Source organism: Providencia sp. PROV048, assembly GCF_033688165.1.
Lineage (GTDB): Bacteria > Pseudomonadota > Gammaproteobacteria > Enterobacterales > Enterobacteriaceae > Providencia > Providencia hangzhouensis.
The window spans coordinates 2,299,593-2,324,994 of sequence record NZ_CP096360.1 but is presented as its reverse complement, the minus strand read 5'-3'; the positions used below and the strand labels follow the sequence as shown (position 1 = coordinate 2,324,994).

Annotated in this window: 25 protein-coding genes; 17 read left to right on the top strand and 8 right to left on the bottom strand. The window is 36.4% G+C overall.

What is annotated here, in order from left to right; genetic code table 11:
* The first annotated feature begins 56 nt into the window (after window positions 1-56).
* Window positions 57-821: a TonB family protein gene (locus tag M1F26_RS10175; protein ID WP_140172437.1), complete on the top strand. Its 765-nt coding sequence runs from the start codon at window positions 57-59 to the stop codon at window positions 819-821.
* Between the two features lie 87 nt (window positions 822-908).
* Here the strand turns inward: M1F26_RS10175 and minE are convergent, their stop codons facing one another.
* From minE to minC, 3 genes are read right to left on the bottom strand one after another with little or no spacing between them, the layout of a single operon-like run.
* A complete protein-coding gene (minE, locus tag M1F26_RS10170; RefSeq protein ID WP_125894820.1) occupies window positions 909-1,193 on the bottom strand; it encodes a cell division topological specificity factor MinE in 285 nt (94 codons plus the stop codon).
* 3 nt (window positions 1,194-1,196) lie between these two features.
* On the bottom strand, window positions 1,197-2,012 hold the full coding sequence (gene minD / locus M1F26_RS10165; protein ID WP_004254944.1) for a septum site-determining protein MinD: 816 nt from the start codon (window positions 2,010-2,012) through the stop codon (window positions 1,197-1,199).
* A gap of 23 nt (window positions 2,013-2,035) precedes the next feature.
* The gene (minC, locus tag M1F26_RS10160; RefSeq protein WP_140172438.1) at window positions 2,036-2,737 is read right to left on the bottom strand and encodes a septum site-determining protein MinC; all 702 of its coding nucleotides are present in this window, start codon (window positions 2,735-2,737) and stop codon (window positions 2,036-2,038) included.
* 129 nt (window positions 2,738-2,866) lie between these two features.
* On the opposite strand from minC, the gene M1F26_RS10155 reads away from it, so the two are divergent.
* The 11 genes from M1F26_RS10155 (at window position 2,867) to M1F26_RS10105 (ending at window position 13,142) form a co-directional block, all read left to right on the top strand.
* Window positions 2,867-3,136: a YcgL domain-containing protein gene (locus M1F26_RS10155; RefSeq protein ID WP_140172439.1), complete on the top strand. Its 270-nt coding sequence runs from the start codon at window positions 2,867-2,869 to the stop codon at window positions 3,134-3,136.
* Window positions 3,137-3,184: 48 nt separating this feature from the next.
* Window positions 3,185-4,273: a lytic transglycosylase domain-containing protein gene (locus M1F26_RS10150; RefSeq protein ID WP_094963082.1), complete on the top strand. Its 1,089-nt coding sequence runs from the start codon at window positions 3,185-3,187 to the stop codon at window positions 4,271-4,273.
* A gap of 19 nt (window positions 4,274-4,292) precedes the next feature.
* A complete protein-coding gene (locus M1F26_RS10145; RefSeq protein WP_140172440.1) occupies window positions 4,293-4,949 on the top strand; it encodes a fumarylacetoacetate hydrolase family protein in 657 nt (218 codons plus the stop codon).
* A 20-nt stretch (window positions 4,950-4,969) separates the two neighbouring features.
* A complete protein-coding gene (locus tag M1F26_RS10140) occupies window positions 4,970-5,410 on the top strand; it encodes a YcgN family cysteine cluster protein (RefSeq protein ID WP_140172441.1) in 441 nt (146 codons plus the stop codon).
* A 30-nt stretch (window positions 5,411-5,440) separates the two neighbouring features.
* Window positions 5,441-5,563 (top strand): hypothetical protein, encoded by a 123-nt coding sequence (locus M1F26_RS10135; protein WP_256372542.1) that lies wholly within the window; start codon window positions 5,441-5,443, stop codon window positions 5,561-5,563.
* Between the two features lie 324 nt (window positions 5,564-5,887).
* The gene (locus M1F26_RS10130; RefSeq protein ID WP_036957787.1) at window positions 5,888-6,097 is read left to right on the top strand and encodes a hypothetical protein; all 210 of its coding nucleotides are present in this window, start codon (window positions 5,888-5,890) and stop codon (window positions 6,095-6,097) included.
* 307 nt (window positions 6,098-6,404) lie between these two features.
* A complete protein-coding gene (locus M1F26_RS10125; RefSeq protein WP_094963079.1) occupies window positions 6,405-6,638 on the top strand; it encodes a DUF333 domain-containing protein in 234 nt (77 codons plus the stop codon).
* A 1,596-nt stretch (window positions 6,639-8,234) separates the two neighbouring features.
* Window positions 8,235-8,819 carry a fimbrial protein gene (locus M1F26_RS10120; RefSeq protein WP_125894808.1) on the top strand — a complete coding sequence of 195 codons (585 nt, stop codon included), beginning with the start codon at window positions 8,235-8,237 and terminating at the stop codon, window positions 8,817-8,819.
* A 109-nt stretch (window positions 8,820-8,928) separates the two neighbouring features.
* Window positions 8,929-9,630, top strand: a complete 702-nt coding sequence (locus M1F26_RS10115; RefSeq protein ID WP_102140365.1) for a molecular chaperone — start codon at window positions 8,929-8,931, stop codon at window positions 9,628-9,630.
* Window positions 9,631-9,639: 9 nt separating this feature from the next.
* Window positions 9,640-12,120 carry a fimbria/pilus outer membrane usher protein gene (locus tag M1F26_RS10110; RefSeq protein ID WP_140172442.1) on the top strand — a complete coding sequence of 827 codons (2,481 nt, stop codon included), beginning with the start codon at window positions 9,640-9,642 and terminating at the stop codon, window positions 12,118-12,120.
* The gene (locus tag M1F26_RS10105) at window positions 12,111-13,142 is read left to right on the top strand and encodes a fimbrial protein (protein WP_140172443.1); all 1,032 of its coding nucleotides are present in this window, start codon (window positions 12,111-12,113) and stop codon (window positions 13,140-13,142) included. Before M1F26_RS10110 ends, M1F26_RS10105 begins: the two co-directional genes overlap by 10 nt.
* Window positions 13,143-13,243: 101 nt before the next feature.
* Here the strand turns inward: M1F26_RS10105 and M1F26_RS10100 are convergent, their stop codons facing one another.
* Entirely contained in the window at window positions 13,244-13,546 is a 303-nt protein-coding gene (locus M1F26_RS10100) for a helix-turn-helix domain-containing protein (protein ID WP_227528762.1), read from the bottom strand.
* A 474-nt stretch (window positions 13,547-14,020) separates the two neighbouring features.
* Window positions 14,021-14,644 carry a DJ-1/PfpI family protein gene (locus M1F26_RS10095; RefSeq protein ID WP_200129128.1) on the bottom strand — a complete coding sequence of 208 codons (624 nt, stop codon included), beginning with the start codon at window positions 14,642-14,644 and terminating at the stop codon, window positions 14,021-14,023.
* A 179-nt stretch (window positions 14,645-14,823) separates the two neighbouring features.
* Between M1F26_RS10095 and grxB the strand changes: the two genes are divergently transcribed.
* Window positions 14,824-15,462, top strand: a complete 639-nt coding sequence (gene grxB / locus M1F26_RS10090) for a glutaredoxin 2 (RefSeq protein ID WP_140172445.1) — start codon at window positions 14,824-14,826, stop codon at window positions 15,460-15,462.
* 77 nt (window positions 15,463-15,539) lie between these two features.
* Here grxB and M1F26_RS10085 read toward each other — a convergent pair whose 3' ends face one another.
* Together M1F26_RS10085 and M1F26_RS10080 are read right to left on the bottom strand one after the other, a co-directional pair.
* Window positions 15,540-15,977 carry an META domain-containing protein gene (locus M1F26_RS10085; RefSeq protein ID WP_140172446.1) on the bottom strand — a complete coding sequence of 146 codons (438 nt, stop codon included), beginning with the start codon at window positions 15,975-15,977 and terminating at the stop codon, window positions 15,540-15,542.
* A gap of 14 nt (window positions 15,978-15,991) precedes the next feature.
* Window positions 15,992-16,990 (bottom strand): 2-hydroxyacid dehydrogenase, encoded by a 999-nt coding sequence (locus M1F26_RS10080; RefSeq protein WP_140172492.1) that lies wholly within the window; start codon window positions 16,988-16,990, stop codon window positions 15,992-15,994.
* Between the two features lie 233 nt (window positions 16,991-17,223).
* Here M1F26_RS10080 and M1F26_RS10075 point away from each other — a divergent pair, with 233 nt between their 5' ends.
* Genes M1F26_RS10075 through M1F26_RS10065 form a run of 3 tightly spaced genes read left to right on the top strand, consistent with a single transcriptional unit; the run spans window position 17,224 to window position 20,371 of the window.
* Window positions 17,224-19,821 carry a YdbH family protein gene (locus tag M1F26_RS10075; protein ID WP_227528760.1) on the top strand — a complete coding sequence of 866 codons (2,598 nt, stop codon included), beginning with the start codon at window positions 17,224-17,226 and terminating at the stop codon, window positions 19,819-19,821.
* Window positions 19,822-19,832: 11 nt separating this feature from the next.
* Window positions 19,833-20,045 (top strand): YnbE family lipoprotein, encoded by a 213-nt coding sequence (locus tag M1F26_RS10070; RefSeq protein WP_050763751.1) that lies wholly within the window; start codon window positions 19,833-19,835, stop codon window positions 20,043-20,045.
* Window positions 20,042-20,371, top strand: a complete 330-nt coding sequence (locus tag M1F26_RS10065; RefSeq protein ID WP_140172447.1) for a YdbL family protein — start codon at window positions 20,042-20,044, stop codon at window positions 20,369-20,371. Before M1F26_RS10070 ends, M1F26_RS10065 begins: the two co-directional genes overlap by 4 nt.
* Before the next feature lie 80 nt (window positions 20,372-20,451).
* Here the strand turns inward: M1F26_RS10065 and M1F26_RS10060 are convergent, their stop codons facing one another.
* Window positions 20,452-21,051, bottom strand: coding sequence for an FMN-dependent NADH-azoreductase (locus tag M1F26_RS10060; RefSeq protein ID WP_140172448.1), 600 nt, complete (start codon window positions 21,049-21,051; stop codon window positions 20,452-20,454).
* 215 nt (window positions 21,052-21,266) lie between these two features.
* On the opposite strand from M1F26_RS10060, the gene hrpA reads away from it, so the two are divergent.
* A complete protein-coding gene (hrpA, locus tag M1F26_RS10055) occupies window positions 21,267-25,166 on the top strand; it encodes an ATP-dependent RNA helicase HrpA (protein WP_140172449.1) in 3,900 nt (1,299 codons plus the stop codon).
* Window positions 25,167-25,402: the final 236 nt, after the last annotated feature.

Sequence of the window (25,402 nt, the reverse complement as noted above, 5' to 3'; positions counted from 1 at the left end):
CCTTCGCTGATGCCGCTGTATTTCGGTATTGGCGAAGGGTTGTTAGGGATATTAAAATGATTACTCTACGTTTTAATCTTGCTGTGATGGTTTCTTTATTATTTCATTTCGGCATCGTTTTTTATTGTTTAAATATAGAGAAAACACGTTCTGCACAAATTTACACACCAATATATGCGGCTATCGTCTCTGTTGCATTGACACAAAATGTAATTGAAAAACAAACAAATGACGTCATATTAGATAATAAGCTAGCGGGAGGCTTACTTGCAGAGTCACAACAAAATGAAAATGCTGTAATTAAAGTTGCTAATAAAAAAAATACGCGTAGTGATGAAAATAAAGTGTCAGAAAAACAAAAAAAAATTATCGAGAAAAAAGAACAAAAACAACCAAATAAAAAAGTGATTAAGCAGAAAGAACAGGAACAAAAAAGTGATGATGTAAAACAAGAACAGCGTGTAGGTAAAAACGATAGCCAATCTTATGCAGCAGGCCAAGCGGGAGCACAAAGAACGGCCTCGGTAGGAAACGCAACAGATTCAAACTACCAAAGTTATATTGACAAATTACGTAGTGAAATTGAACGACATAAACGTTACCCAAGAAAAGCGAGAAATACCAATGTTCAAGGAACGGTTCTGGTGAATTTTACGCTTACGCCATTGGGGGAGATCACAAAGGTGAGTATTGCAAAGTCTTCTATGCATGTTCAACTGGACGAAGCCGCGTTAGCTGCAACACTAAAGAGCCGCTCTGTGGGAGTGCCACCGGAAGGTCTAAGAAAACAGCACACGTTGGAAATTAAATTTGAGCTATAAAGAGATTAAAAACATAACTCTGATTAATCAGGGTAAATTACGTAGTAAAAAGCAAGCCGCCATAATGTATAGCGGCTTCTTTGCGAATTATTTTTCTGCTGTCGTGGTTTTAATTTCATCACCTTCAGGAAGTGTGACATTTAATTCCAAAACAGAAATATCATCGTCTTTTTGTTCAAATTGCAATGACAACATTTCAGGGTCAATTTGTACATATTTACAGATAACTTGCAAAATATCGCGTTTCATATCAGCAAGATATGGGGGCTCACTATCACCACGGCGACGTTCTGCAACGATGATCTGTAATCGCTCTTTTGCGATATTCGCTGTCGTTTTTTTTCTCGACAGAAAGAAATCCAATAAAGCCATTATTTACCCCCCAAATAGGCGTTTTAAGAAACCTTTTTTCTCTTCTTCAATGAAACGGATAGGGCGATCTTCACCTAAAATACGTGCAACACAATCATCATAGGCTTGGCCTGCATCAGACTCTGTATCCAGAATAACGGGTTCGCCTTGGTTGGAAGAGCGCAGTACAGATTGGTCTTCAGGAATAACACCGATCAAAGGAATACGCAGAATTTCCAGAACATCTTCCATGCTTAGCATATCACCACGCGTTACACGGCCTGGGTTATAGCGTGTTAGCAATAGGTGTTCTTTAATTGGTGCTTCGCCTTTTTCTGCGCGGCGTGATTTTGACGCTAAAATACCCAAAATACGGTCTGAGTCGCGAACAGAAGAAACTTCTGGGTTGGTAGTAATAATAGCTTCGTCAGCAAAATATAGTGCCATTAAGGCGCCACTTTCAATACCTGCGGGGGAATCACAAACAATAAAATCAAAACCAAGATCGTCACTTAATTCGTCAAGAATTTTGCCAACGCCTTCACGAGTTAATGCGTCTTTATCGCGTGTTTGCGAAGCAGGTAAAATAAATAAATTCTCGGTGCGCTTATCTTTGATTAAAGCCTGATTAAGGGTTGCATCACCTTGGATAACGTTTACGAAGTCATAGACTACTCGACGTTCACACCCCATGATAAGGTCAAGGTTACGTAGGCCGATATCAAAATCGATCACTACAGTTTTGTTCCCTTTTTGTGCCAGGCCAGTAGCTATGGCCGCGCTTGAAGTGGTTTTACCAACGCCACCTTTACCTGAAGTCACTACAATTATGCGTGCCATGAATAATTCCTTGTAAATAAGGTCTAATTTAAATATTCGATGTTAAGTTTGTTATCAACTAAACAAAGTTTAGCTGCTTTGGCGAGAAATTCAGCAGGGATTTGATCGCTCAGCCAATATTCACCTGCAATTGAAACCAGCTCAGCTTGCAAATGAGTACAATAAATCTGACTTTCAATATCACCAGAGGCTCCAGCTAAAGCACGGCCTCGCATCACGCCATAAATATGGATATTACCATCTGCTAATAGTTCTGCACCTGCACTAACATTGCTTGTGACGATCAGATCACTATTTGGTGCATAAATACGTTGTCCAGAACGAACAGGGGCATTGATAATACGAGTTTTACGATATAAAGGTTCAGCTTGAACTACAGCAACCGGGGGGTCAGGCTGAATTTCAACAGGTTTTTGGCTTTTACCTTCGCTTAATATTGGTAAACCCGCATCGTTTGCTTTTTGTCGCATTTGTGGGTCAGTGCACCCACTGATACCAACAATACGTAATCCCGCAGAAATAACAGATTTATGAATACTCTGTAAATCTGCATTTGGGGATAATTCAGCGATGTTAATCACGACAGGAGCATTTTTAAAGAAATCAGGAGCCTGATTTACTTTATCTTGCAGCGATTTTTTGATGAGTTTAGGCTCTTCACTGTATAAGTGAATAACTGAAAGAGTAAAACTGCTGCCTTTAAGTTCTATTGGCGATTGTGGCATCTATCCAGACTCAGCAAATTAAAATTTCCGAAACAATCCTCGGGTGAAGATATTCTGTAAAACAATAGCATGTTATAGTTACTGCATACTTCAAGCAAGCTAATGAACTAAGAAAAAGAGTTAAATATAATGATTTGTGCAATTTATAGAAGCCCTAAGCGTGACCAAACTTATCTTTATATTGAGAAGAAAGATGATTTTTCACGTGTTCCTGAGGAATTATTAGTCCAATTTGGAACACCTCAATTTGCTATGCTCGTCTCATTAGATAAGCGTGAAAAGCTTGCCAATGCTGACTTGGCAAAGGTTAAATCTGATCTCATAGAGGTTGGTTATTACCTACAATTCCCACCTCCGGTGGAAAATTTGCTTTCAGAACACAAAGAACTGAATAACTAGAGCAAATTAAGAAAATCCTGAAAAGCAATAACACTCTGGAGGAGACGAATGAAACCAACGTTATTATATACATTAGTCGCTGGTTTGTTTTTAACAAGTTGTTCTGCAACGCAGAACGAATCAGTTGTTACTCAACCGATTACAGTAGAACAAAATGCGGCTATAGCCCAAGAAGTCGTTGCTTTAGACAAAGCATTCCCTATTGAACAACGTGAGCCGTCACAGTTTCCTGCTTATGTGGAATTACTGAAAGAACATGCTATTACTCAGGGGATTAAGCCAGACACCATTGAACGTGCTTTTGCTAATGTTCATTTTATTGAGCGTGTTGTGAAAGCAGATAAAGGCCAACCAGAGAAAAGGGCGACGGTTACATTAGCAAGCTATTTAAAAAATGTACTCCCACAATCACGTATCAATGCGGGCTATGACAAATATTTAGAAAACAAATCCATTCTAGATGCTATCAGTGATAAATATGGCGTTCCACCTCAGTTCATTGTTTCGTTATGGGGATTAGAAAGTGGTTTTGGACGTTCACAGGGTAAAGAGGATGTGGTTTCAGCACTTGCGACATTATCTTTTGAGGGGCGAAGAGAAGCGCTTTTTAGCAAACAACTTTTAGCTGCGCTTGAGATAATGGATAAAGGCTATATTCCAGAAGATCAACAACTTAAAGGTTCATGGGCTGGTGCTATGGGCCAAAGTCAATTTATGCCAACCTCCTATTTGTCCTACGCAGCGGACGGTGATGGTGATGGAAAAATGGACATCTGGAATAATAAATCTGATGTATTTGCATCCATCGCTAATTATTTGTCAACAGAAGGTTGGCAAGCACAATTGCCATGGGGTTACCAAGTTAATTTACCTGCAGATTTTAATAAAACGTTGGAAGGCGTAAAAGCGGAACAAGGGAAATCTGTCAGTGAATGGCAGGAACTAGGCGTGGCATTACCTGCATTTGCTCAGTTACCTTCGGACGTAAAAACGTGGGTGGTTATCCCTGATGACCCTGAAGGCAGGGCATTTTTAGTGACTGAAAATTTCCGTACCATTATGCATTGGAACCGCTCATATTATTTTGCATTGAGCGTATGCATGATGGCAGATGGTATCGCTAATAAAATAAAATAACGATAATAGGAGTACTATTATGTATCAACATCGTGACTGGCAAGGTGCGTTACTTGATTTTCCTGCAAATAAAGTTGTTTGTGTTGGTAGTAATTATGCAAAGCATATAAAAGAAATGGGGTCTGCTACACCGGAAGAGCCCGTTATTTTTATTAAACCAGAAACTGCTTTGTGTGACATTACTCAATCAATTGTTATTCCAAAAGACTTTGGTTCTGTTCATCATGAAATTGAGATGGCAATTTTAATTGGTATGCCATTAAAAAATGCGGATGAAGACCGTGTATCACGCTCTATCGCAGGTTATGCAGTTGCATTGGATTTAACCTTACGTGATTTGCAGGCTAAATTTAAAAAAGCAGGTCAGCCATGGGAAAAAAGCAAATCATTTGATGGTTCATGTCCAATTTCTGGCTTTATTCCTATTAGTAACCCAAATGACTTACAAAATGTTCAGCTTTCTCTGGAAATAAATGGTGAAGTTCGCCAAGAGGGCTCGACGCGTGATATGATCACGCCAATTTTACCTCTGATTAGCTATATGTCCCGCTTTTTCACATTACGTGCAGGGGATGTCATCTTAACGGGTACACCTGAAGGTGTTGGCCCATTAGCTTCTGGTGATATGCTAAAATTATCAATTAATGATCACTCGCTGACTACACGGGTTATTTAAGTATAGGATTAAAAAGTATTATGTCGCAGTTCTGGCAATTTAAAACTTTAGATGAAATGACGGATGAAGAGTGGGAATCTCTTTGTGATGGTTGCGGGCAATGCTGCTTACACAAATTAATGGATGAAGATACAGATGAAATCTATTTTACTAATGTCGCTTGCAATCAGCTAAATCTAAAAACTTGCCAGTGTAAGCATTATGAAGACCGCTTCAGTTATGAAACGGATTGTATAAAACTTAATCGCTATAACTTAGAAACATTTGGATGGCTGCCAAGCACTTGTGCTTACCGTTTGTTATTAGAAGGGAAGCCTCTCCCGGCCTGGCACCCATTAAAAACCGGCTCTAAAGCGGCAATGCATAATGAAGGCGTGTCTGTTCGCCATATCGCGGTCAGAGAAATTGATGTGGTGGACTGGGAAGAACACATAATGAATAGGCCTATGGGTAAGGGATAGTAATAAATCCTCAATATACAATAAATTATTATGGAAATTTCGTTACTAACAGTAGGCTTAGTTGCCATTCTAAATATTGCTATTTTGCCTGCGATGATTTCTTTTTTTGAAAAATTTAGCCAAGCTGCATTGATGATGTTTTATACGTTTTAATCAATGTATTATAGTGCTTTGAATAAAAGTAGACAGTAATAATCATCATGTTAAAACAGGGTGTGATTATTTATCCTATTAATAATAAGAATACTTATAATTAATACTTCATATTACATCTAATTACGAGTTTTTCTGACTTAAAACTTTAAGTGCATAAAAAATTATCTTTATAATTGATCATTAACCAGTATTTTCCCGCTATTGCTTAAATTACAATATTTTTTATTTAAGAAAATATTGTAATTTGTGACCTCTCATTTTGCCTTTCTCAAGATACTTCGCTAATCTATTTTTAGTAAATACAAATGTAGGGGGATGGAAATGAAAACATTCGGTGTGGTACTCACAATGATTGGCCTCGTTACTGCGATTATTTCTTACAATATGGATGTAAGCATTCCTATTGTTTATGGGGAAAGTGTGAAAGATATGGGCCTGGCATTTGATAGACAGAATTATATTATTGGTAGTTTGTTAGTCGCATTTTGTGGTGTTTTAATTGTCCTATTTGACAATAAAAGACGGAAGTAAAATAGGCTTTATGGCTTACAAATAGATATATAGTCATAAAATGTTAGCTAGTATTATTTGATATAATCCAGATATTGATAGATATAAGTAAGATGCCAATAATTACTCTTAGAGGTAAACATGGCAGGTTGACAGTTGAAATTTTAAGTAATAATGCTGATAGACTAAAGTAATTTATTGACTGCTGTTGATGAAGTTTTGAACATTAAATGCGATGTTGTTTTATTTATGAATAAAAAACAGTTTATATTAGTTTCATTCCGTTATAATAAACAAACATTCCAAACTGACCTAAAAAATATTTCTTATGAAGAAAGTACTTGTATTAGCTAGTTTAGTGCTCATTTCTGGATGTGTTTCCAATAAAACCGAAATAGAGCCTAAGGCTGTAGGCATGGCAAATCCAGCATCAGTATATTGCGAACAAATTGGAGGGACTCTGGAAATTGTAGATACAGCACAAGGGCAGGTAGGTTACTGTATTTTACCATCAGGTGAAAAAGTTGAAGAATGGGCTCTATACCGTCAGAAAAAACACTAATCAATCATTCACTTCTTGATTACCACAGCAAAAATCTTTTGCAAGATTTTTGCTGTGGCTCCAATCTAACAGTCCCAATCCAACAATTTTTCTATTTTAGCTTAATCATTTCTTGAAATTAGCCGATATTACTACCTGCAATATATGTGCTTTTATCAGCTGATCAACTAGATACCTATGTTTATGTACACGTGAAATTCTTCGTAGACACATTATGCGGGGGGGGCATATTTTGATGGCCTTATATGGATTTTGTAAGGGTGTCATCATATTTTTATGGCAAATTATTGATATAAAATATTTTTATCTATTAATGTCTCATAATCGATAATTTGTGGTACTAAAATAGAAACAGCTACCTTATGTTATGTAATTGCTAAATAAATTAGGCTTATTAGAGCGATTGATTTACTAAAACGGCGCTAAACTGTCCGTGAATAGAAAAATAATAGGCAGATAAAGCGTCTTTTATCGATGGCTTTTTGGTTTAGATCACACTTTAACACTCATAGTGAGTGATTTAGGAATATTCTTAATGTTAAAATTTGCCGTATAGATCACATTTTCATAGAGTGTTCGTTTTAAGAAAACACTCTTATTTTCATATGGTTAGAAAATGAGAAAATTGACATAACACAGGCTATAGTTTGTACAGTTAATCATGTTTTCTTATTCTATATCAAAAATAATGATAATTTTTTTTAACATAGGTTCGACTAAATGATTTGATATTTCAGTTTTCACTTCAATATCAAGTTGAATGAGTAAAGAATTATATTGCGATTTTATCACTATTTCTTCTATCAGATTTATTTCGTCCGTTTCATTTATTTTGAAATTTTCATTAAAATAGATATTTACCTCGTTAAAAAGCATATTTTAAAATTTTAATAACAACCAAAGCTGACTGTTAATACAAAAGAACATATATACACTCTTACTGTGTTATTTTGATATTCAAGCATAATAATTCGGAATTCAATATTTGTCATTTTTAGATATGTCATACTCTTATTAAGAATAAATCATTAATTTAATTAATGTTAGTCTCTTGAGTTGATGTTCAGTAATTGATGAATTTTATGGTCATTCTGCAACAAAAAGTATCAAAGTATGAATGAAATTATATATTCAATGTAAATATAATGATTTTTGTTATTTCTAATAATCTATAATTTTTATTTTGTTAGTTTTTAATGTTATGCAATAACCAATTTCAATGCATTAAAATCTAAATATTCATCTTAGTGCGAGTAAGTTAGTTAAATCTAAATATCAAACAACCCAATCAATAGATCTCTTTTGATAGTTTGTGTCTATCAAAAAATAAATAAGTGATGGAAAAAACGATTTGATAAAACTTAAGTTATTATGTATCCTCTCTTCGAAATCATATAGAGCATATGATTATAAATTCTAAATAGGACTAATTAAGAAAGACATTTACTTGCATTAAATAAATGGTTTAAAAATGAAACATAAATAACTAACTGTATTCAATATACGGTAGAACATCTATTTTCCTTATTTACCAAAATGAAAGCTTAATAAGTTCGTTTAAATGTAAGAATAAAAATCTCATATTAGGAAATGAAAATGAAGAAAGTACTACTGACTGCGGTTGCTACAACAATCATCGGCTTATCAACAGCTAACGCAGCAAATAAAGTTGGCGGTGGCCAAGTTAACTTTAACGGTAAAGTAACTGATGTTTCTTGTACTGTTTCTGTTGACGGTCAAGGTAGCGATGCAAGCGTATACTTAGCACCAATTTCATTAGAAGAAGTTCAAGCAGGTGGTAAAGGTACATTATTAAAACCAAAAACATTTGCAATTGATGTGACTAACTGTTCTGCAACTTCAGTTGGCAGCAACGCTAAAACGATTGGTGTGGTGTGGACTGGCGGTAATTTATTAAGTGGTAGTGAAAAATCAGGTTATTTAGCAAATACTGATATTAATGGTGCAAAAAACATTCAATTCGTTCTATCTGCTGATGATGCGAAAAAATTCATCGTTCCAGGTACTGCGGCCGGTGAGCAACAGCCATCCGAGCTTATTACTAAAATTGACCAAGGTTCGCGTTTCCAATATTACGTAGGTTACATCACTGACAAGCCAACAGAAGTTACTGCGGGTGAAGTAAAAAGCTACGCAACTTACGAAATCACTTACCAATAAGAATAAGTTGGTTGTTTTAAATTAGTGTTATTAACGTTGTAGTGAAACACTAATCGATATTATTGCAATAAGCGGTAGAACACTGCCGCTTTTATGTTTTGAGGTTTAAATGAAAGCTATCGTATTAGCATGTTGCTTTATCTTCAGTATTAATTCGTTTGCTAACAATATAATTGTTAATGGTACGAGGTTTATTTACCCTGGAGATGAGAAAGAGATCACAGTACAACTTTCAAATACGGCAGAACGTCCAGCGGTTGCTCAAGCTTGGCTTGATACAGGTAATGCATCAGAAACACCTGATACGATAAAAACCCCATTTCAAATTACCCCTCCTGTTTCTCGAGTAGAAGCAAAGGGCGGTCAAAATTTACGCATAAAGTTGATGGATAAAGGGCAAATTCCTCAAGATAGGGAAAGCTTATGGTGGCTTAATATTCTCGATATTCCGCCTACCGTAAAAGGCAAAGATGGAGAAATGCAGAATGTTTTACAACTAGCAATTCGCTCTCGTTTTAAGTTCTTTTACCGACCTGTTGGGCTAGGTAGCAGAGAATTAGCACCTGAACAGTTAGTTATCAAAACAAATGGTAAGAATATTGTTATTGAAAATCCAACACCTTTTTATATTACGGTTACAAAAATATCCACCGATGGGAAAGTAGGCCTCACAGATAAGACTGTTTTGATAGAACCCAAAAATCAGACATTAGTTGAATTAAAGCAGGCAATTAAGTCAGGTAGTAAGGTTGTTGTTAACAATATTAATGACTATGGTTCAGATGTTGCGGTGACTCTAACTGCAAAATAGCAATATATAATGAAACAGCGAGAGTTAAACAATAAATATAGCAATACACTCTCTGTAGTCTGCTTTATTACGTCATGGATTGTTCCCATATTCTATGCATCAGCGGAAGAGGAAACCTATGAATTCAACAGTGGCTTTATCATGGGAAGTAAAGACAATGTTGACTTAGATCGCTTTAATGCCACAGGGATTAGCCCAGGAAAGTATTCAGTTGATGTATACACGAATAATGATTGGAAAGGGCGTTACGAACTTAATTTTGAAGAACAAAAAAATAAACAATTAGGGGTTTGTTACACCCCAGAGTTACTTTCAAACTTAGGTATTGATACTGAAAAATTTAATTCATCAATTGATACAAATAGTGACACTTGCCTGCCATTGGATGAGTGGAACAGTGACAAAGAAGTTAAAGATATATTTCATACGTCGACACTTCGTTTAGATATTTCTGTACCGCAAATATATGAACAAAAAATTTCTCGTGGTTATGTCTCTCCCCAATTTTGGGAAACAGGAATTCCTGCGTTAAATATTGGTTATATGGCTAATTACTATGATAGCCATATCAGTGGAAACCAAGGCTCAGACAGCTCTAGCGCTTATTTAGGCGTTAATGCTGGCTTGAGCTATGATGGTTGGCTACTGAAACATATAGGAAATTTGAGTTGGCAGCGCTCTGCGGGGTCGGACTGGAACAGTAATCAAACCTATCTTCAGCGACCCATTGCTGCATTAAAATCAAAAGCGACGGTTGGGCAGTTTTATACGGATGGTAACCTATTTGATAGTTTTGGCTTGAGAGGTGTAAAGCTAACAACTGATGACAATATGTATCCAGATGGGATGACAACTTATGCGCCCGAAATTCGAGGGAGCGCTCAAAGTAATGCCTTGGTGACGATTCGGCAAAATGGCAATATTATTTATCAAACAACCGTGTCTCCTGGGCCATTTAGTTTGAATGATGTTTATCCATCCGGCTATGGTAATGATTTGAATGTTACAGTAAAAGAGGCTGATGGTAGTGAGACTAATTTTAGTGTGCCATATTCTTCGTTAGCACAATTATTACGTCCAGGGTTTACGCGTTACCAAATAGCGGGTGGTAAATCTGATTCTGAAAATTTAAGAAATCGTCCTTTTGTTATGCAAGCGACTCTTCAGCATGGGATTAATAATACATTTACTCTTTATGGTGGGGTCACTGCTTTTGATGATTACCAAGCTTATTTGTTAGGAAGCGGTATTAATACTGGGATTGGTGCGGTTGCAATTGATGTAACGCAATCTCGTATTGTATTTAATCATCGTACAGATTATGGGCAAAGTTATCGTTTTACATTTAATAAGTTATTCACTGAAACAGACACAAACCTTGTGTTAGCAGCATATCGATATTCTACGAAAGATTATTACAATATTAATAATGCACTTTATGCCATTGATAACGATAAACGTGGCGTTGTCGATACATTAGGGCGTGAAAAAAATGGTTTCAGTTACACTATTAACCAAAATTTACCTGAAGGTTATGGTGGAATTTATTTCATGGGGCGTATTTCAAGTTATTGGGATAAGTCAGGAACAGAAAAACAATATCAACTAAGTTACAACAATAGCATCAATCGCCTTTCATATGGTTTGTCATTTATGAGGGTGTATACACAAAATAGTCATGATAAAAAAGATGACAGGATCGGTGTGAACTTGAGTATTCCTCTTTATTGGGGAGAAAATCAGGTATCTACCTTAACGTCAAATACTACATTTAATAATGAAAAGTTCGGAAGTAGCCAAATAGGAACCAGTGGTACGTTTGACCGTGATAACAATTGGACATACGGTATCAATACCTCAGTTGCAAATGGTGGTGCGAAAAATATCGGTCTTAATACTAGTTACCGTACATCGTCAGCCAATACAAATGCGAATTACAGCCAAGGTGAAGGTTATCGCCAATATGGTGTAGGCGCAAATGGGTCATTAGTTTTGCACTCTGGTGGAATAACGCTAACGCCGAATAATGCAACCACAATTGCATTGATTGAGGCGAAAGGCGCAGAAGGTGCATCAGTGGTAGGGGCGATGGGGACGACAATTGATAGTCATGGTTACGCTATTGCACCTTATGTAAGGGCTTATCGCACTAATAAAATCGAAATTGACCCGAAAGGCAGTTCTGAAGATATTGTTTTTGAAAATATGTCATCACAAATAGTTCCTTATGAAGGGAGTGTTGTTAAGGTTAAATTTGGTACTAAGATTGAAAAAAATGTGGTTTATAACGTTAAAAGACCTAATAACAAACCCCTACCATTTGGCGCTAATGTGACAGACCAAAAAGGTGAGTCAATCGGTATTGTTGGGCAAGGTGGTATGGTGTTCATTAGCAGTGAAATTGCAACTAATGCCATTATTACGTGGGATAAAGGTCAATGTACATTCTCATTAGCTGCAGGAAATAGTAAGGAAGTTCTATGTCAATAAAAAATCAATGGTTTTGGTATATTGGGGTAGGGTTACTATTTACCGCAAATGGAGTATCTGCAAATAATTGGTGGACAGAACGTGTCAATAGGCATAGCTGCGAAAGAACGAACCAGCCTGCATATAGAGTAGATATGAGGCTAGGAAAAATAGTTGTTGATCCTAACCTCCCGGTTGGTAGTGTAATTAAAACGCAAGATTATACAATGAATACCAATCAAACTTACCTCTGGTGCCGTGGAAAGGTGAATATTGAGGCTGAAGTCGTGATGCCTGACCTACGTGATATTGGTGGAAAAGTGTATCAAACGAATGTTGAAGGTATTGGTTTAAAATTCCACCGCTCATCGGGTCGGCAGCATTCTATGACTTACCCAAGTACTTTTCCTATAGATGTGGGATATTATAGTACCCCAATGTTATTAAATGATTCTACTTTTACGTTAAGTATAATAAAAACGGCTAAATATACAGGAACCGGAACACTCGCAAGTGGTATCTATACTACTTATGGATATAAACCTAATAACAGTCCAATCTTAGTTAGTTATTTAGATGCAAATGCTATCACTATCGTTTCGCCATCCTGCCAAGTGACAAGTGGTGAAAATCAAAATGTAATGTTAGACCCTATAAAACGAGTTCAATTAACAGCGCGAGACCAACCTGCAGGTGAAAAAGATTTTACAATAAAATTGAAATGTAGTGGTGGTACTAGTTTTACAGGAAAAACTAATATTGATGTGACTTTTAGCGGAATTAAAGCAACGGGTACTCAAGTCAATGGTGTTTTAGCAAACCAAAGCACATATAGCCCAGCAAAAGGAATTGGTGTTCAAGTTATACAGCGAAAAGATAAAAGCCCAATCAATTTTGGCCGTCCATATCATGTAGCATCATTAAATAATAATGATACTAAAGATATCGATATAGAACTTACTGCTCGTTATTTTCAATATGAAGATAGAACTACACCGGGAGAGGTTTATGCTCAAATGCGCTTTGATATTACATATGATTAATTATTGAAAATATCTTATTCAATAATAAAGGTTGATTTCATATTTAGACTCAACCTTTATTCTGTCATTCAAAATGATAATACGTAATTATTATAGGAAAATCATTTTAAATCAACGATTATGCTTTCTGCAGTATACTGTCGCTCTTTATTTGATTGTTCAAATTCATCATTTTTTTCAATTTTTAGTCCGCTTGTATAACCTTGAAAAAACCATTCAATCGGGCAATTTAATGCTTCAGCGATATCAACTAAATGATTAATTGGAATTTTGTTAATACCATTTTCATAACGTGATATTTGTTGTTGGCTTAAATTTAATTTCTCAGCTAAATTAGCGCCTGATAGACCGAGTTCTTTTCTCCGGTTTTTTATTTTAATACCAATTATAGTATGAATTTCCATATGACATCCTCAATTTATAGGAAAGATTATTATTCAATGCACTTAATTTAAATTACGCTCGATAGTATATTAAAAAACAAATGAATTTAAAAGTTTTTATGAACATAATTATGATGAAAATCTCTATTTATAACTTGTTCATTTGCAGTATAATAACATCATTTATGATGTGGTTATTATAATTACATAAGTAAAAATATCTATATTTATTATTCCCCACGGTGAGGTCTTTAAATTTAATTTTTAATATCTTATTTCCGCCTCTCAATTTTGTTAAATTTTTGATTTAAAATCAGCTAGTTATAATTTCTATTATAACGCTGGTGTTATAGTGGTAAAGTTAATGAATCGTTTTAAAATGTTAATTTTTTGTTTTGGCTGATTTAATCTAAATAATCGTTTTTTAAAAATAAAGGTACAGATCAATAATATTAATCATATACCAATTTAATTGATATTAAATACAACCTTAAATCATCTTAAATGATTACTTAGAGAATGGATCATGTTTAGCATTTTGATTCCATATGTATTCCATTTTAAGTGCGATATTACTTGCAATACTTTGGTCATAAAAATCGCAAATAATCTGTAATGACATATCAATACCTGCACTAATGCCTGATGAAGTATAAAACTTATTATCATGAACCATCTAGCTTTCGGTTGCCATAACACTTGGTTATTAAGAGAAGTTACCCACTGATAAGATAGCTTATTTGTCGTAGCTTTAAAGCCATTTAAAAGAGACGTTTGAGCAAGAAGTGCGGAGCCAGTACAAACGGAAATGACAGTCTCTGCAAACTCGGCTTGTTTTTTTACCCACTGAATATACTGATCATTTTTCGATAATGAGCGAGTACCTTGCCCTCCAGGTATCAAAATACATTGATAGCAAGGGGTCTGAATAGGTAAGGTATTAAGTGTAACTCCCTGAGAACTGCGCATGGGCTCTCCTGAAGGTGAGATAAATACAATTTGGCAATCTTTTAAGCTACCAAATACTTCAACAGGCCCCATGACATCAAGGGTTTCAAAATTATCAAAAAGGATAATTGCGATAGAATTTAGCGACATATTTTTCTCAGATGTTGTCATTGTTGAGTATATTGTGCCACGTTATATATTTTATGATTGGGATTTTGTGCACTCTAATATACTTATATTACTTAGTGATAAACAAAATTTCATAAGCGTGATAAAGCATAAATATGGGCACTGAAGTATACTGTATAAAACCTATTGGCACTTTCATTACCAAATTAGTGAGGTCCACAATGAAATTGTATATTTATGACCACTGCCCATTTTGTGTTAGAGCTAGAATGATTTTTGGTTTAAAAAAGTTAGCAGTAGAGCAAATCGTTTTATTCGATGATGACATAGAAACGCCAAAAAAAATGATAGGTCGAAAAATGTTACCTATCTTACAAAAAGACGATGGAAGTTATTTACCTGAAAGCTTAGATATTGTTCATTATGTAGATAGCATTAATGAACCTAAATATGCAAGAGGAAACATAACCCCTGAAGTAGAGGCTTGGTCTAAAGCGGTTTCTGCTGTGGTATATAAGCTTGTGACACCACGTTTTACACAAACTGATTTCCCTGAAATTAGTACAGCAGAAGCGAGGGCGGCATATATCGCTAGAACATCAAAATCTTATGGTGACTTAAACGAGTTTAAAAAAGAAACTCATACGTTGCTAGTTGAATTAGAGCCCCAATTGTCTTTATTAGATGCGTGGTTAGAAACACGTGGTGAAGACATTGATATTAATGATTTTATTATTTTTCCAACCTTACGTAGTTTGAGCATAGTTGAGCACTTATCGTTTAGCACAAATATTCGGAATTATATGGAGCGAATTGCAAAAAACTCGAATATTAATTTGCTATTTGATCAGGCGAAATAGCCTATTTGGCTGCCAGTTCAGTGGGTTATGGCAAACGTATACCGCCTCTAAAAGAGGCGGTTGTACAGGATAATTCATTAATGGACGTAGTCACGTAGTGTATAAACTAATTTGTAATGACCTTGAATTAATACTAGCTGGTTGTTGTTTAATGAAATAACTGCGCCATCAGACAGTACTCGATTTATTATTGAATCCCATTTAGATAAATCTTCATCAACACATTCGAGTTCAGTTTTACTTAAGTTTTTTACGGTAATTTTTGCGTTTTTGATATTGCCAAATCCGTTAAAATCATTACACATTGATGCAGAAACAAACATTTTCTCGCCAAAAGCAAGGGAAGGTACAGTTTGCTTGCTACTAATCGTCTTACCATTCACTTCAGTTAAAATAAAACGATGATGCATCAACTTATTTTCAAGTGCTTGGTCATCATTACGCGCATTGACTTGATGAGTTTGGCATGCTGCTAGCAATAAACCCAAAATAGTAAGTGGAATTAGGCGTTTCATAGTTCCCGATCCAACTATGCGTTAACAATATTAGGGCAAATTTCCCCATGACTAATTTGACGGATATTATTAAGCGTAGTTTGACTGATACTTGTTAATGCTTCTTCCGTTAAAAACGCTTGATGCCCGGTAAATAACACATTGTGACAAGAAGAAAGACGACGAAAAACATCATCTTGAATTACATCATTAGATTTATCTTCGAAAAATAAATCACGTTCATTTTCATATACATCCATACCTAAAGCGCCAATTTTCTGTAATTTTAGTGCATTGATTGCTGCAACAGAATCGACTAACGCGCCTCGGCTTGTATTGATGATCATGACCCCATTTTTCATCTTTTTGAATGCATTTTCATCGAGTAGGTGATGATTCTCAGGTGTTAATGGGCAATGAAGGGAAATAATATCTGATTGTTCATATAAAGTATCCAAGTCAACGTATTCAGCGCCCATATCTAAAACAGCTTGGTTCGGGTATGGGTCGTGTGCGAGTAGGCGCATTCCAAATCCCTTTAAAATACGTAGCGTCGCTTGGCCAATTTTTCCGGTACCAATAATTCCAGCAGTGCGGTTATGCATATTAAAACCTGTTAACCCTTCGAGAGAAAAATTTGCATCTCGAGTACGTTGGTATGCTCGGTGGATCCTACGGTTAAGGCAGAGCATCATACCAACAGTATGTTCGGCAACGGCTTCAGGAGAATAAGCAGGAACACGGACAACTTGAATACCTAATTCTTTAGCAGCTTGTAAATCAACATTGTTAAAACCAGCGCAACGTAAAGCTAAAATTCGAATATTGAGTGCGGCAAGTTCTTCTAAAACAGCACGATTAGCTTCATCGTTAACAAAAATACAGATAGCATCTGCACCAACAGCATTTTTAGCTGTCTGAACGGTCAATGGAAAATCAAAATATTCAATACTAAAATTAAATCCAGAATTTTGATTAACTTGTTCCATGTGCTTGCGGTCATACTGTTTGGTACTATAAGAAACAATTTTCATCATGAAGACTCCAATTTTTAGGAACCAATTAGAAAAGAGTAGGTAAAAAGGGTACCTACAAAATATAAACTCAGAATAAGACAATTAAGTTTGTAAATCACCTATAAATTAAGAAAATAGGTATCTGTTTACGATTGAATGTGGTTTATCTTTGTTAGTATCGTGTTTAATGAGGAAATTTTGTTGAAATTTATCACTTGCGCTATAGAACAATTCAAACAAGGGATGTAGTAATGCAGTTAATGAAAAGAGCATTCAGAATATTACTCTGCTTTTTGGGTGGAAGCATTGCTCTCTTAATACTTTTATGGATAACGATATCCCATTGGGCTCCAGTTGTTGCATCACACTATCTTCCTAAGCCATTTAAACTGTCGTTTTCAGAACCAAGAATTAGTCATGGCCAGTTGGATATAGCAAATATCAGTATAACAGCAAATAATTGCACATTAGTTCAGTTGAATAGCACAAGACTTTCTATCTTTCCCTTACACGCTATTGTGGATGACCTTGATGTTAAAACTGAATGTTTGAGTGCTCTTGAGCCAACGAATGAAATGGATAATGAGCCGATTAATATTGCAGAACTTATCGATAATATTCCGGTTTTTTCATTAGTTATCAATAATACCAACATACAGCCATGGAGTGATTACCAAGGCAGTATTTGGTTGCGTAAAAATCAGGTTAACCCTCTAGAGTTTGATTTTAGGGGCGACAATTTAAGGTTGTCATCTTTAATTAATACGGAACACCAATTAGTCATTCAAAATTTTTTAGCATTTCTACCAGAACAAAAGCAAACAATAGAATTATTTGGTGATGTGCAGCTCCCCTTAATGGCAAATCAGCTTCCAGAAAAAGGGGAGTTGAATGCTTATTTTAAGTTAATCAACCCAGAAAAATTCTTACAAGCTAAATTCAGTTGGTTGAATGACCAAGGTGTCTTTAGCGTCATGGATACAGGCACAAAGGAAGAATTGCTTTATTTACCATGGTCACTATCGCCTTCTCGAATACAAATAGCGCAAGGTAAGTGGCAATGGAAAGAAGCAGATATCCCTTTACAAGGCGGTATCAGCTTTCAAGTTGATAACTGGGATAATACATTAAGTGAAATGGTATTTTCTGGGCGTATTAATATGCTCACACAAGCAAAGAAAGGGAAAGCCAATATTGTCTTAGCTGTGCCATCTACTCAGATAAATTTACTCAATGCTGATATTAATTTTAGGTTACATGGCCAAGTTAAATATGATGATATGGTGCTGGATATTAATTTGCCTGCAAAGGTTTCAGGCCAGTTAGCTGCCCCCAAAATTTCTTTTTTATCCAGTTCATTATTAAGAGCTTATGGCCGTCTTTCGGAAACACTGGTTCTTAATGAAGCTAGATTACCACTTGCAGGAACATCGTTAGGTGAAGAGGGTATTTCAGGACGTTTACAAGCTATTCTAAAAATTAAAGAGCAATATTGGGGGAGTTTTGATATTCATTTGGATGGCAAAGCTAATAAATTTACCTTAGATAAGGGAAAATGGTTTTGGAATTATTGGGGAAATGCCAATTTACCCTCATTATCAGCTAATTGGGATATTAAGGGAAATGGGAGTTGGCAGGACACTTTAATCACATTAAATAGCTTAAATACAGGGTTTGACCAAATACAATATGGGCTTTTATCGATGAGGGCTCCACGCTTACAGCTAAGTAAGTCATTGGTTTGGCAACGTGATCAGAATAAAGCCAATTTTAATGGAAAATTACAGCTTACCAGTGAACGGATGCAATTCGGTACTGAAAGTTATCTGCCAAGGATCACATTAAACGCAGATCTTAGTGGAAAATCTCCTGCTGAATTTCAACTTAAAGGCGATTTAAGTACTAAAGATGTGGGGCCAATAGTCATTTTTGGGCGCTGGGACGGTGAAAGATTAAGAGGGGAAGCTCGTTGGCCTGAACAGTCGGTCACGGCTTTTCAAACGTTAATTCCTGCTGACCTTGGTATTGAATTAAAACAAGGAAAATTATTTTCTCAAGCCGCTTTTTCAATAACGCCGGAAGATGGTTTTATTGCAGGAGGACACTGGCGCGTAGAGAATACTAGTCTTTGGTTAAAAGATGGCGAATTATCAGGATTAGATTTTGTTTTACCGTGGCGTTTAAAACAAAGTACTTGGACTTTGGGCGCTAAAGCACCTGTTGAGTTGCGTATTAAGCAGCTCAATAATTTATTCGAATTAACTGATATTAAAGCAGATCTCTCTGGTTCTTATCCGCCAACGGAAAATTCGCCATTAAAACTGACTAATGTAGGCTTTAAAACATTAGGGGGTGAAATATCGATGGATTTACTGCGTTGGCCACAAACTCAAGCCGCTACGATAAAATTAAAGCAGATTGAACTTAGCCAGTTATTTACCATACTAAGAGTGTCGCAATTTGCTGTTTCCGGTAAAGTTAATGGTGAATTACCTTTTTATTTAAATAACCCAGAATGGATAGTTAAAGATGGATGGTTAGAAAATAGTGGGCCATTAACATTACGATTAGATCCCCAATTTGTTGATTCTATCCGAGAAGATAATATATCTGCAGGTTCCGCAATGGGGTGGTTACAATATTTGGAAATAAAACGCAGCCGTACAGATGTTAATGTTACAAATTTAGGGATGTTAAAGATGACAACAATCCTTGAAGGGTATAACACGCAAGAAAAGAAAAAACGTGAAGTTCATTTGCATTATCAACATGAAGAAAATATCTTTCAATTATGGCGTAGTTTACGATTTGGTAGCTCTTTAGAAGAGTGGTTGGAAAAAAATTTATAATGAGCATAAGAATGAACGTGAAAATATTAAAATTTACTACAGCTATATCGATTGTGTTGTTGTTATCAGCTTGTTTGCGAGTTGAGGTCGCAACACCGGATAAACCCATCAATATTAATATGAACGTAAAAATTGAACATGAAATCCAAATAAAAGCGGATAGGCAAGTAGAAGAATTATTAAAAGAAAATAGTGATTTGTTCGGAGAGGTAAATCCCAAATGAGTCGAATTATCAAAGTACTAGCGCTATGTTCATTATTGACTACTTTTCAGGCTGTAGCAATTACAGTGGATGAAGCCAAAGAAACAGGCCTATTGGGGGAAACACTGTCGGGCTATTTAGCTCCGATTAATACGAGTAACCAGGAGGCAACTAAGCTAGCAGCACAAATTAACCAAGAACGAGAAAAAAGATACAGCGAAATTGCTGAAAAAAATAACCTAAAAACAAATGAGGTCGCTAGGATAGCAGGGCAAAAACTCGTAGAACGGGCTAATCCTGGGGAGTTTGTGCGTGGCATTAATGGCCAATGGTTACAAAAGAAATAAAAAGCGCACTCAGAAAGTGCGCAAAATATAACAATGGTAGCTTTGGGTTTTAATAATATATGACTTAAAAAGACTATATCTTAAGCGATAATAGTATTTATATGGCTCTGTGCTTGTTGATGTGCCCTTTCGACTGACTCTTGGCCTAACGACGTGCCTTCAGCAAAAACGAATTCAACGTCGGTAATACCAATGAAATTTAGAAATAGTGTTAAATAAGGCACCATGGTATCTGTTGGTGTGTCTTTATAAATACCGCCTCGGCTCGTTAATACATATGCGCGCTTGTCTTTTAATAAGCCAACAGAACCTTGTTCTGTATATTTAAACGTGTGCCCTGAGCGAGCGATAAAGTCGAAATAGTGTTTTAAATGAGAAGAAATCGTAAAGTTATACATCGGGGCTGCAATAACAATCACATCGTGAGCTTTAATTTCCTCAATCAATGCATTTGACAGGTCCAAATGTGCTTGTTGTTGTTCTGTTTTCGTGTCACTTGGACCAAAAGCTGCTAAAATTTCACCGTCAATCGCTGGAATTGGCTCTTTGACTAAATCTCGTACAGTTACTGTATCTGCTGAGTGTTTTTCCTGCCATTGTTGAATAAAGTAATCTGCCATTTTATTGCTTTGTGAATAGTCAGCCAGAATACTTGATTTCAATAGTAATACTTTACTCATGTGTTCCTCTATTTTTTAGGTAAAACTTTATTGGTAATAATACGTGATGTGTAACTGATTGATAGGAAAAACATTAGATAGCTTTCTTCAAAAAAATTGATGGTATTTTTATGTGATAACAACAATTAAAAATAAAAGCGAAATTTAGCCCTCACAAATTGCGAAGCTGATTGGCTATCGTGTATTGAAATTTATTAAAGATAAGGATTCAACAGGTGAAATCCATACTGACAGCATTAACCGCTGATATTGGACAAACTTCATTACGTGACCAATGGTTACTGAAAAAAAGAGTGCAAGGTATTGCAAAGATCCAGAACGAAAAATCGCGCTCTGCGGTACTTGATGCTATCAAAATAGATATTGAAAAGGCAAAGCAAGAGGTTGAAATTAAACGATTAAATGCGCCTAAAATTGTGTATCCGGATAATTTACCGGTCAGCCAGAAGAAAGATGTCATTTTAGATGCCATTAAAAAACATCAAGTTGTTATTATTGCTGGTGAAACTGGGTCAGGTAAAACAACGCAAATCCCCAAAATTTGTCTTGAACTTGGCAGAGGGGTTCTAGGGTTTATTGGTCACACTCAACCAAGACGTTTAGCCGCGCGCTCAGTTGCGTCACGCTTAGCTCAAGAACTTGAATGTGAATTAGGTACAAATGTTGGTTATAAAGTACGCTTTAGTGACCAAGTGAGTGAAACTACTCAAGTCAAATTGATGACTGATGGTATCTTGCTTGCAGAACTACAAAATGACAAATTGCTGCTACAATATGACACTATTATTATCGATGAGGCTCATGAAAGAAGCCTGAATATCGACTTTATTTTAGGTTATTTACGTCAATTATTACCAAAACGTCCTGATTTAAAAGTTATTATTACATCAGCAACCATTGACCCTGAGCGTTTTTCGAAGCACTTTAGTCATGCCCCAATTGTTGAAGTGTCTGGGCGTACCTATCCTGTTGAAGTTCGTTATCGTCCTATCATGGGAGACCAGAACGATAGTGACCGTGACCAAATTGATGGGATAATTGATGCGGTAAATGAACTATCGGTTGAAGGTAATGGCGATATATTGATTTTTATGAGTGGTGAGCGGGAAATTCGTGATACCGCCGATGCGTTATCAAAACTTTCTTTACGCCACACTGAAATCTTACCTCTTTTCGCAAGGCTCTCGAATAGTGAGCAAAATCGTATCTTCCATCCTCATGGGGGACGGCGGATCATTCTTGCAACAAACGTAGCAGAAACATCATTAACTGTACCGGGTATAAAATATGTCATTGATACCGGTTATGCACGAATCAGTCGTTATAGTTACCGTACCAAAGTACAACGTCTTCCTGTTGAAGCCATTTCTCAAGCTTCAGCTAACCAACGTAAGGGGCGCTGTGGCCGTGTTTCTGACGGGATTTGTATTCGTTTATACTCAGAAGATGACTTCTTATCACGCCCAGAGTTCACGGACCCTGAAATTTTACGGACGAATTTAGCGTCAGTTATATTACAAATGACTTCTATTGGTCTTGGTGATATTTCTGCATTTCCATTTGTGGAGGCTCCAGATAAACGTAATATCCAAGATGGTGTGAAATTACTGGAGGAACTAGGTGCCATTAAGTCCCATAAACAGGCGGATAAAGGGTATCAACTAACGGATATAGGCAGGCAGTTAGCCCAGCTTCCTGTTGACCCAAGACTTGCTCGTATGGTGATTGAAGCACGTAAACACGGGGCAGTACGTGAAACAATGGTGATTGTTTCTGCATTATCAATTCAAGACCCTAGGGAGAGACCGTTAGACAAACAGCAAGCTGCCGATGAAAAACATCGTCGTTTCCATGATAAGCAATCAGATTTCTTAGCTTTTTTAAATCTTTGGGATTACTTAAAAGAACAACAAACACAGCTTTCTAACGCTCAATTTAGAAAAATGTGTCGCCAAGATTTTCTTAATTATTTGCGTATTCGGGAATGGCAAGATTTGTATACCCAATTGAGGCAAGTGGTAAAAGAGCAAGGTTTTGCCATTAATAGTGCGGAGGCTGATTTTCGGAGCATTCACGTTTCGTTATTGGCTGGGCTGCTTTCACATATTGGACAAAAAGATGCAGATAAACACGAGTTTACTGGGGCTAGAAATGCACGTTTTACTATTTTTCCTGGGTCGGGTTTATTTAAAAAACCACCGAAATGGGCAATGGTTGCGGAACTTGTTGAAACGTCGAAATTATGGGGAAGAATTGCCGCATCAATCGATGTTGAGTGGGTTGAACCCTTAGCAGAACATTTAACTAAACATAGTTATAGTGAGCCTCATTGGTCTAAATCTGAAGGCGCGGTAATGGCGTCAGAAAAAGTGACTTTATATGGGCTACCCATTGTTGCATCAAGGCAGGTTAATTATGGGAATATTGACCCGTTATTATGCCGTGAATTATTTATTCGTCATGCATTGGTTGAAGGGGATTGGGTCACACGCCACGCATTCTTTAAAGAAAATCTGAAATTATTATCTGAAGTCGAAGATTTGGAGCATAAATCACGTCGGCGTGACATTTTAGTTGATGATGAAACGTTATTTGCATTTTATGACCAACGGATCCCGAATGATGTGATTTCCTCTCGTCATTTTGATAATTGGTGGAAAAAGGCATCTAAGCAACAATCTGACTTGTTAAGCTTTGAAAAAAGTATGCTGATCAAGGAGGATGCGAGTAATGTTTCGGCTCTTGATTACCCAAACTATTGGTATCAAGGGGATTTGAAATTTCGGTTGAGTTATCAATTTGAGCCAGGAACTGATGCAGATGGAGTGACTGTCCATGTACCACTTGCGATATTGAATCAGGTTCAGAATATTGGCTTTGATTGGCAAGTTCCGGGACTGCGTCATGAGTTAATCGTTGCTTTAATTAAATCATTACCTAAACCAATTAGGCGAAATTTTGTTCCTGCACCTAACTATGCTTCTGCATTTTTAGAACGAGTCCCTGAGCCTGAGGGGAGTGTATTGGATAAACTTGAACGTGAATTACGCCGTATGACAGGTGTCACTGTTGAACGTGAATCATGGCAATTAGAGCAACTTCCCGCTCATTTAAAAATGACATATCGTGTTGTAGGCGACAAAAATAAAACCGTTGCGGAAGGGCAAAATCTTGATGAGCTAAAAAATAGCCTAAAAGAAAAAGTGCAAGAAACGTTGTCTGAAGTTGTAGATGACGGTATTGAGCAACATGGGTTACATATTTGGAGTTTTGGTGAATTACCTCAACGCTATGAGCAAAAGAGAGGCGGATATTCCGTTAAAGCTTATCCTGCATTAGTCGATGAAAGAAATAGTGTTGGTATCAAGGTGTTTGAAACAGAATTAGAACAGCAGCAAGCAATGTGGGCTGGGGTGCGTCGATTATTACTGTTAAATATTCCATCGCCAATTAAGTATTTACATGAAAAACTACCCAATAAATCAAAATTGGGTTTGTACTTTAACCCCTATGGCAAGGTATTGGAGTTAATAGATGATTGTATTGCTTGTGGTGTCGACCAAATAATCTCTGATTTTGGTGGCGCGGTATGGAATGAAGAACAGTTTGAAAAACTGAAAGAGCTTGCACGGGCAGAATTAAATGATGTGGTTGTTAATATTGCTAAGCAAGTTGAACAAATATTAACGGCGGTGTTTGCAATCAATAAACGTCTAAAAGGGCGGGTTGATTTTTCGATGGCAATAGCGTTATCGGATATAAAAACACAAATGTCGAACTTAGTGTTTAAAGGTTTTGTGACTACTCATGGTTGGAAACGCTTACCTGATATTCTTCGTTATTTAAATGGAATAGAGCGGCGATTAGAAAAACTAGCTATTGATCCTAACCGAGATCGTGCACAACTGAGTAAAGTAGAGCATGTTCAGAATATGTGGCAGCAATGGTTAGTAAAATTATCTCCAGTTCAGAGAAATATGCCAGAAGTCCAAGAAATTCGCTGGATGATTGAAGAACTGAGAGTCAGTCTGTTTGCCCAGCAGCTTGGAACGCCATATCCAATTTCGGATAAGCGAATTATGCAGGCGATGGAACAGTTATCTCAACAACTGTAAGCCTTATTTTGACTAATTAGCGCTTCACGTATTCTGTATGTGAAGCGCTTTTCATTTTTAGTTGGCCTTAATCATTTAGTTACAACATACTAATGAATGATAAAAATATAAGCATCGAAGCTCATACAACAGAAATTTTAACCAGCAAAGGAGAGGGGAAATTGTAAAGGAGGGCGAAAATTGTGAAGGAAATTACGACTAGAAAATTATGGAGTGATTTAGTAATCAAAAAAACA